Below are 7,442 nucleotides of genomic sequence, written 5' to 3' on the forward strand. Positions count from 1 at the left end.
TCCGAGGTCGAAAGCGTCAAGAAAAAAGACGGTTTGTTTTTCGTGCACACCGCAAAGGGCGACTATCAGGCCAAAAACGTGATGATAAGTATCGGTAAAATGGGGCGTCCTAACAAACCAGACTACAAGATCCCGCCTTCGCTAAATAACGTTATAAATTTTAACCTAAACTCCTGTTCTAGCGGCGAAAAAGTACTCGTAGTAGGCGGCGGAAACTCGGCCGTAGAGTACGCTATCGAGCTGTGCCAATACAACAAAACGACGCTGGCGTACCGCAAGGATAAATTTAGCCGCGTAAACGACGTAAACGTAACGGCGCTATGGGAACTAGAAAAAGCAAATAAGCTAAAAGTGCGACTAAATCACGATATCACCGAGATCGAAAACGAATCCGGACGCGTGAGGGTGCACTTTTCAAACGGAAAAATCAGAGTCTACGACAGGGTCGTCTACGCCATCGGCGGCTCGACTCCGGTGGATTTTTTACAAAAATGCGGAGTAGAACTTGACGCAGATAAAGATCCGGTCGTAAACGAGCACTATGAAAGCAGCGTACCCGGCCTATATATCGGCGGCGACATCGTGCTAAAAAACGGCGGCTCGATCGTGCTCGCGCTAAATCACGCGCATAAGGTAGTCCAAGACATCAAGGAAAAATAGAGTTGAGAGCGTTAAATTTAGTCTTATTTTTTATCTGCGGTTGTTTGCTTACGCTGGGCGGATATTATTTGTATTTCGAGTTTACGAAGCCTTTGCCAAAGCCTACGGAGCTCGCCGTACAGATAATGAACGTCGAAGAGATACCTAAAAACGAGCGCGTAAATATCCCGATTAAAGAAAATTTGATCCCACAAAACCAAACCGCGCCGCAGGAGCAATACGCGAAAAATTTTGACGCAAACGATACAGACGCGCCTATTTTGGGTAGTGAAACCGAGTTAAAAGAGCAAATCCGCGTCCTGCGCGCTCAAAATAAGCTACTCTATGACGATAACGTCGATCTAGTGAGCAAAAATCTAGAAATCTCAAATATCTTAAGCGATCAAAAAGCCGAGCTGGAAACCAGGCGAAAACAAGCCGCCAGCGCCAACGACAAACAGCGCCTAAGCGCGATCGACGAGCTAAATAAAAAACTAGCCAAAGCGCAGGAAGAAAACGAGAAAAACAAAAATTTAGAGCAAAATTTGACTTCACTTCGCAGCGAGATCAAGACTCTAAAAGCCGAGCTTGAGAAAAAGCAGAGTGAATTTGACAAATCAAGCGCTAAAACGCAAAACGAGAGTCAAAATGCGTTAAAACGGCTCGAAGCTCAAAACGACGAGCTAAAAAACGAAGCGACTTCTGCTAAAGCTAAATTTGAAAGCGAACTAAGAACGGCGACCGAAGAGACCGCAAAACTAAAGAGCGAAAATGCTAGGCTCGCAAACGAGCTGGGCCTAAAAGATAGCGAGATAAAAAGGATCGCTAGCGAATACAACGCTCAGGCGCTAAACGCTCAAAATTTATCCAAAAATAGGATCGCCGCCCTAGAAAAAGAACAAGACGCGGACAGAAAAAAAATAAGCGAGCTTGAAGCGAGCCTCGAAAACGCAAATAAAAAAGCCGAGTCAAAAGCCAAGCTAAAGTCGATAAATAGCGAGCTAAACGCGACGAATAAAGAGCTGGTTGCAAAGCTTGAGAGAGAGAAAAAGGGCTTTGAAAAAGAGGTAGAAAAAATCCTAGCTATGCACAAAACAGAGTTTGATAAGCTAAAAAATCAGCTCGAAAAAGAGCGTCAAGATACCGAGCGAAACGTAACTGAGCTAAAGGGTAAAATTTATGAGCTAGAAGATCAGGTCTCGAAAAAAGATAGCTCGTTAAAAAGCGCGGAAGCCAAGGTAGTCGATCTAAACGAGTCGCTAAATATCCAAAAAGAGCTGCTAACAGACGAGATCGCCGCTAGTAAAAAAAATATCCAAAACTATAAAATTTTAAATAACAAAATCACGACCTTGGTCGAAAATAACATCAAAGCCGACAAGGAAAGTAAAGAGCAAATAGATGCTCTAAATAAGCTTTTAACGCAAAAAGACGCAGAGCTGGCTACTCTAAAAAAACAGATGCAAGACGGAGCTAAAGATCTAAGCGATACGAAGGAAAATTTAGCCAAAACGAGTACGCAAAAAAACATCGCAAAGGGCGAAGTGGCGCAGATACTAACCAAAAACGAAGAGCTAATGAGCGAAAATGAAAATCTAAAAAAGATAATCCAGCTAAATTTTAAAGCCGAAGTGCCTAAAAAGGTAGTTTTCATCGCCTCGGTCGAGTGCTCTGATATGAGCGCTGGTTCAGATAAGCCGACGCAAGTTTGTAAAAACAAAGTAAGTGACTTTTTGCAGAGTTATAATTCAAATTATTATTTCGAGATCACGCCGATAGTGAGCCGCGGTAACTTTATCGCCACGTCAAAAGCGGCAAAAGTGATCCCGCAAGACGAACTTGAAAAGATCAACTCATACGCAAATTTCGGTATCGGCAAAGAGCGCGCCAAGGTCGCCGGTGAAATGATAAAAGATGAATTCGGCGACTTTTCGCGCATCTCATACAGCAATGACATCATTACCTCTCAAGATAAGCAAGGATTTATCATCAAGGTATATAGATGATAATCACTCAGCCCAAAAACGGCTACCGCTACAACAGCGACACGATGTTTTTATATGGCTTTATCCGTGAGGGCGGAGTGCGCGGCGAGGTGCTGGAAGTTGGCTGCGGTAGTGGAGTTTTGGGGCTTCTTTTAAAACGCGATTTTCCTAAAATTTCGCTTAGCTTACTTGATATTTTAGAAGCTAACGTAAATTTAGCCGCCGCAAACGCTAGCCAAAACGGGCTTGAAGCCGAGTTTATAACGGCTGATTTTGCTAAATTTAAGAGCGAAAAAAGATATGATCTTATCGTCTCAAACCCACCTTTTTATCACGACGGCGCGAAAAAAAGCGAGAACGAGCATCTACGCACCGCTAGATATAGCGAAAATTTGCCGCTTAGCGAGCTTGTGGGTAGCGCAAATTCGCTTCTAAAGCCGCGCGGAGTTTTTAGCTTTTGCTACGACGCTAAGCGTATATCTGAAATTTTGCTTTGTTTGAGCGAATTTAAATTTACGCTTACTAGGCTTTGCTTCGTGCATCCAAAAGCGGACGGCGCGGCAAATTTGGTACTAATCGAGGCCAAAAAAAGCTCAAAATCCTTGACTCAAATTTTACCGCCGATTTTTGTTTTTGAAGGCGGCGTTTATAGTAAAAAGGCAGCCGAAATTTTCGCTACGGCAAACACGCAAAGCAAGGACGTTGCGGAGTGAGTTTGCTAAGACAAAGCGGTTTTGGTTATGAATTTGACGCTAGCAAGTGCGAGCTGTGCGGCGGCAAATGCTGCACGGGAGAAAGCGGCTATATATGGATAAGCTCGGCGGAAATTTCGGCGCTAGCGGAACATTTAAAAATAAACGAGGATGAGTTTAGATCGCGATTTTTAGATAAATTCGGATACAAATTTAGCCTCAAAGAAAAGCCCTACGACGGTGGATTTGCGTGCGTATTTTTTGACGAAACGGCAAAAAACTGCTCGGTTTACGACTTTCGACCGAGCCAGTGCCGCACCTTTCCGTTTTGGGACTATTTTAAGGATAAAATCAATGAATTGGAGAAAGAATGCGCGGGAATAAGGCGATTTTAAAATTTATATTGGCGGCCTTGCTTGTTTGTTTTGCTACCGCCAAAGACGGCTTTGACGAGAATTTATACGTTATCAAGGCGCTTTTGGCGGTCGAAAACGCTAATCACGACGAGGCGACCGAGCTTTACGAGCAGCTTTACGAAAAAACTAAAAACACGGACTATCTAAAAGAGGCGCTCAGGCTCGCGTTTTTTTCTAAAAACGTAAATTTTAAAAGCATTTTAGCGCTCAGCCAAAAGGTGCTAAAAGACGACGTGGACGTGCTTCGCATACAGGGCGCAAATTTGATGAGCGAAAATAAACTCGACGAAGCCGCAAAGATAATGAAAGAGCTCGTCCAAAAAGAGGACGTCTCTAAAAACCACGTCATGCTCTCTGCCGTCTACTCGATGCAAAACGACAACAAAGCCGCTCTAGGAGAGCTTGAGCGCGCGTATGAGCTAGATAGGAGCGTGGAAAATCTACTGCGAATAGTCGATCTTTTATACAATAAAATGAACGACAAAAAAGAGGCGATCAGGCACCTGGAGAGCTCGCGCCGTATCGACGGCTGCGAGGTAGAGACCTGCACGGCGCTAGTAGATATCTACGCGCAGGACGGCCGCTACTCCGATATGATCGATGTTTACGAGGGGCTTTATGAAGCGACGAAAGAAAAAATCTATCTCGAAAAGGCGCTTGGCGTCTATGTCTATCAAAAAAACTACGACGGTGCGATCAAATTTTTGCAAAAATACTCCTACAACGACGACGCTTTGATGGATCTTTACGCTGCGACGGGGGATTTTGCTAAGGCGTATAAAAAGGCGCAGGAAGCCTTTGATAAGAGCTTTAATCTCGAATATCAAGCCAAAATGGCGATATATCAGTACGAAAGAGATACGGATAAACAAACCAAAAAGATAGATAAAGATAGCCTCAAACAAGTGATTGCCAACTTTGAAAAATCAGCCGTAAAGCTAAATAATGCACTATATCTAAACTACTACGGCTACCTACTCATAGATCACGATATAGACGCGAAAAAGGGCATAGAGCTAGTAAACAGAGCCCTAGAGCTAGAGCCTGGGTCGGTGTTTTATTTAGACTCGCTAGCGTGGGGATACTATAAGCTAGGCGAGTGCAAAAAGGCTGACGAGATAATGCAACAAGTCCTGCACGACGAGGAATTTGTAAATTCGCCCGAAGGCAAAGAGCATATAAACTCTATCAAAGAGTGCCTAAAAAAGGGTAAAAAATGATACTAGATCAGATAATCAAGCGTACGAAAGAGGACTTGGCGCTGCGAAAGTCGCAAACGCCTTTTGAAAAGCTGCAAGAGCTCGCGGCGAAAAATCCTCGCGAGATAAAAGACGCGGTAAAAGCGCTAAAAAGCAGCGCAGACGAGCCGTATCGCATCATCGCCGAGGTCAAAAAAGCAAGCCCTAGCAAGGGGCTGATAAGGCCAAATTTCGCGCCCATAGAGATAGCAAAAGAGTACGAAAAAGGCGGCGCGAACGCTATCTCGGTTCTAACCGAGCCGCATTTTTTTAAAGGAGATTTGGAGTATCTGGCGGCCATAAGACGCGAAAGCTCGCTGCCGCTGCTTCGCAAGGATTTTATCGTAGACGAGTATCAAATTTTAGAAGCGCTCGTTTACGGAGCCGACTTTATCTTGCTTATCGCAAAGGCTCTTAGCGCGGGCGAGTTAAAGCGGCTGCTTGATTACGCGCGATCGCTCGGGCTTGAGGCTCTAGTAGAGACGCACGACGAAGAGGACGTAGAAAAGTCAAATTTCGCACGTGCAAAGATAGTCGGAGTAAATCACCGAAATTTAAGCACGTTTGAGATGGATATGAGTCTTTGCGAGAAGCTGTTTTCTAAAATCAAAAATGCAAGCGTCATAGTCGCTGAAAGCGGCATCTACGAGCACTCGCAGCTAAAAGAGCTGCACGCGCAAGGAGCCGACGCATTTTTGATAGGCGAGCATTTTATGAGGCAAGAGGACTTGGCAAAAGCCGTAAAAATCGTAAAGGAGGGCTGATATGGAGCACATTTGCGCGCCGTGGAGGAGCGAATATTTTAGTAAAAAGGAGCAGGGCTGCGTCTTTTGCAATGTCGTAAATTGCCCAGAAAAAGACGCGCAGACTGGCGTTTTGTTTCGCGCAAAGCGGTGTTTTGGGATCATGAATCTCTACCCGTATACGCCGGGGCACTTTATGGTGATACCTTACGTGCACACCGATAATATCGAAAGCCTAGACGAGCAGACGTGGTCGCAGATGAGCGCCTACGTGCGCGAGGGCGTGAAAATTTTAAAACGCGAACTAAACGCGGCGGGCGTAAATATCGGGATGAATCTTGGCAAAGCAGGGGGTGCGGGTATCGCAGAGCACGTGCACTATCATCTAGTGCCGCGCTGGAGCGGAGATACGAACTTCATCACGTCTATCGCCGAAGTGCGCGTAAACGGCGTGCCTTTTACTCCGCTTTACGAGAAGCTAAAAGCCGCGTTTGCGGACGTTTGCTTTAATGAGCGGTAAATTTATTTTTACCAAATTATTTTTTGGTAGAATTATCAAAATTAAAAGATATTGAGGCATACGATGAGATTTATTTTGCCGATATTTTTGTTGTTTTCTTTTGTTTTTGCAGGCTTTAACTGCGATGACGCTTTGGTTGATAAGCAGCGATTTTTCTCTCAAAATTTAACCTTTTCGGGAGGATTTGAGCCAAACTGCAACGACTCTATCTTGGGGCTAAAAGAGGCTCAAATTTTACTCTCGGCCGCTCAAAAGATTCGCGCCGAAAGCCTTGCTTGCGTCGGAAATTTGGCGACTAAAAATTTAAACGAGTTTAAATTTAAGATCTTAAAAGCCTCCTATGCGCCCGAAGTTTACGCCAAAGAGCTAGAAAGTCCCGACGAATACGAAAAACTTGTAGCGCAAAATAGAGCCAGACTTCGCTTCTGGGGACATCAAAGCCTAAGTAATTTCACTGTTTTTAAGGACTTTAACAAAGACTACAACGCCGCGCTTGAGCCGCTCGTAAACTACTACAAATCAAATTTCAAAATAGACGAAGGCAGCGCGATTTATTACGCTTCAAAGGTTGCAAACGAGTTTTTAAAATTTGCCGCCGCGACTTTGCAAAATGGCGATATGGACGAGTTTGCGAGAAAGGTTAGCGACCCGACCTTTACAAAATACGGCATAAATGAGGCGATATATTCTGGCGCCGTGTCGCAAGTCTCGCTACAAAACGCATTTAATGCCGCGCTTCTTTACGAAAAAAGCGAGGATGTGATAAAGGAATTCTTGCGCGCGGGTGTAAATTTAAACTACGGATTTGAGAATTCGCTGTTTTTCGCACTTAAAAATTTAAATAACGTAAAGCTCCTGGTTTCTAGCGGCGCGGACGTAAACTATGCAAATCTGCTCGGCGTCACTCCGCTTTTTAAGGCCGTGCAGCTAAACGATATAAATTTAGTCAAATTTCTACTAGGAAACGGAGCTCTAGTAAACAAAAGGCTGATAGACATGAGCACCAAGCTTGCCTATAGCTCAAATTTAAACGTCCAATTGCCAAGCTTTGTAAAGCTCTGCGACTTTGACGGGGTGTCAAAAAGCGTGCTGATGAGCGCGGCGGGTGCGGCGGACGTGGAAATTTTGCAGCTTTTGATAGATAACGGCGCGGACGTGCAGGCAGTGGATGATAACGGACTAAACGCCCTAGACTACGCGATCATCGGC

General features: G+C 44.6%; 8 protein-coding genes. All 8 read left to right on the forward strand.

Annotated features, from left to right (window positions below; all coding sequences use genetic code 11):
• A partial coding sequence (locus tag Q0338_RS01000) for an NAD(P)-binding domain-containing protein (RefSeq protein ID WP_298085135.1) occupies nt 1-660 on the forward strand: 660 nt, incomplete at its 5' end.
• Between the two features lie 2 nt (nt 661-662).
• Entirely contained in the window at nt 663-2,645 is a 1,983-nt protein-coding gene (locus tag Q0338_RS01005) for a vesicular transport factor Uso1p (protein WP_298085136.1), read from the forward strand.
• Nucleotides 2,642-3,337 carry a methyltransferase gene (locus Q0338_RS01010; RefSeq protein ID WP_298085137.1) on the forward strand — a complete coding sequence of 232 codons (696 nt, stop codon included), beginning with the start codon at nt 2,642-2,644 and terminating at the stop codon, nt 3,335-3,337. Before Q0338_RS01005 ends, Q0338_RS01010 begins: the two co-directional genes overlap by 4 nt.
• Nucleotides 3,334-3,711, forward strand: a complete 378-nt coding sequence (locus Q0338_RS01015; RefSeq protein ID WP_298085138.1) for a YkgJ family cysteine cluster protein — start codon at nt 3,334-3,336, stop codon at nt 3,709-3,711. Before Q0338_RS01010 ends, Q0338_RS01015 begins: the two co-directional genes overlap by 4 nt.
• The gene (locus Q0338_RS01020; RefSeq protein WP_298085139.1) at nt 3,687-4,952 is read left to right on the forward strand and encodes a hypothetical protein; all 1,266 of its coding nucleotides are present in this window, start codon (nt 3,687-3,689) and stop codon (nt 4,950-4,952) included. The genes Q0338_RS01015 and Q0338_RS01020 overlap by 25 nt, the downstream gene beginning before the upstream one ends.
• Nucleotides 4,949-5,734 carry an indole-3-glycerol phosphate synthase TrpC gene (gene trpC / locus Q0338_RS01025; protein WP_298085140.1) on the forward strand — a complete coding sequence of 262 codons (786 nt, stop codon included), beginning with the start codon at nt 4,949-4,951 and terminating at the stop codon, nt 5,732-5,734. The genes Q0338_RS01020 and trpC overlap by 4 nt, the downstream gene beginning before the upstream one ends.
• Before the next feature lies 1 nt (nt 5,735).
• On the forward strand, nt 5,736-6,233 hold the full coding sequence (locus Q0338_RS01030) for an HIT domain-containing protein (protein ID WP_298085141.1): 498 nt from the start codon (nt 5,736-5,738) through the stop codon (nt 6,231-6,233).
• Nucleotides 6,234-6,296: 63 nt separating this feature from the next.
• Nucleotides 6,297-7,442: ankyrin repeat domain-containing protein (locus Q0338_RS01035; protein ID WP_298085142.1), on the forward strand; the 1,146-nt coding region annotated here is incomplete at its 3' end.

It is taken from the genome of uncultured Campylobacter sp., from assembly GCF_938018145.1.
Taxonomy (GTDB): Bacteria; Campylobacterota; Campylobacteria; order Campylobacterales; family Campylobacteraceae; genus Campylobacter_A.

Bases quoted from the DNA above. Each gene is read 5' to 3' on its own strand.
- trpC (WP_298085140.1), top strand. From the start codon at position 4,949: ATGATACTAGATCAGATAATCAAGCGTACGAAAGAGGACTTGGCGCTG.
- Q0338_RS01010 (WP_298085137.1), top strand. From the start codon at position 2,642: ATGATAATCACTCAGCCCAAAAACGGCTACCGCTACAACAGCGACACG.
- Q0338_RS01030 (WP_298085141.1), top strand. From the start codon at position 5,736: ATGGAGCACATTTGCGCGCCGTGGAGGAGCGAATATTTTAGTAAAAAG.
- Q0338_RS01020 (WP_298085139.1), top strand. From the start codon at position 3,687: ATGCGCGGGAATAAGGCGATTTTAAAATTTATATTGGCGGCCTTGCTT.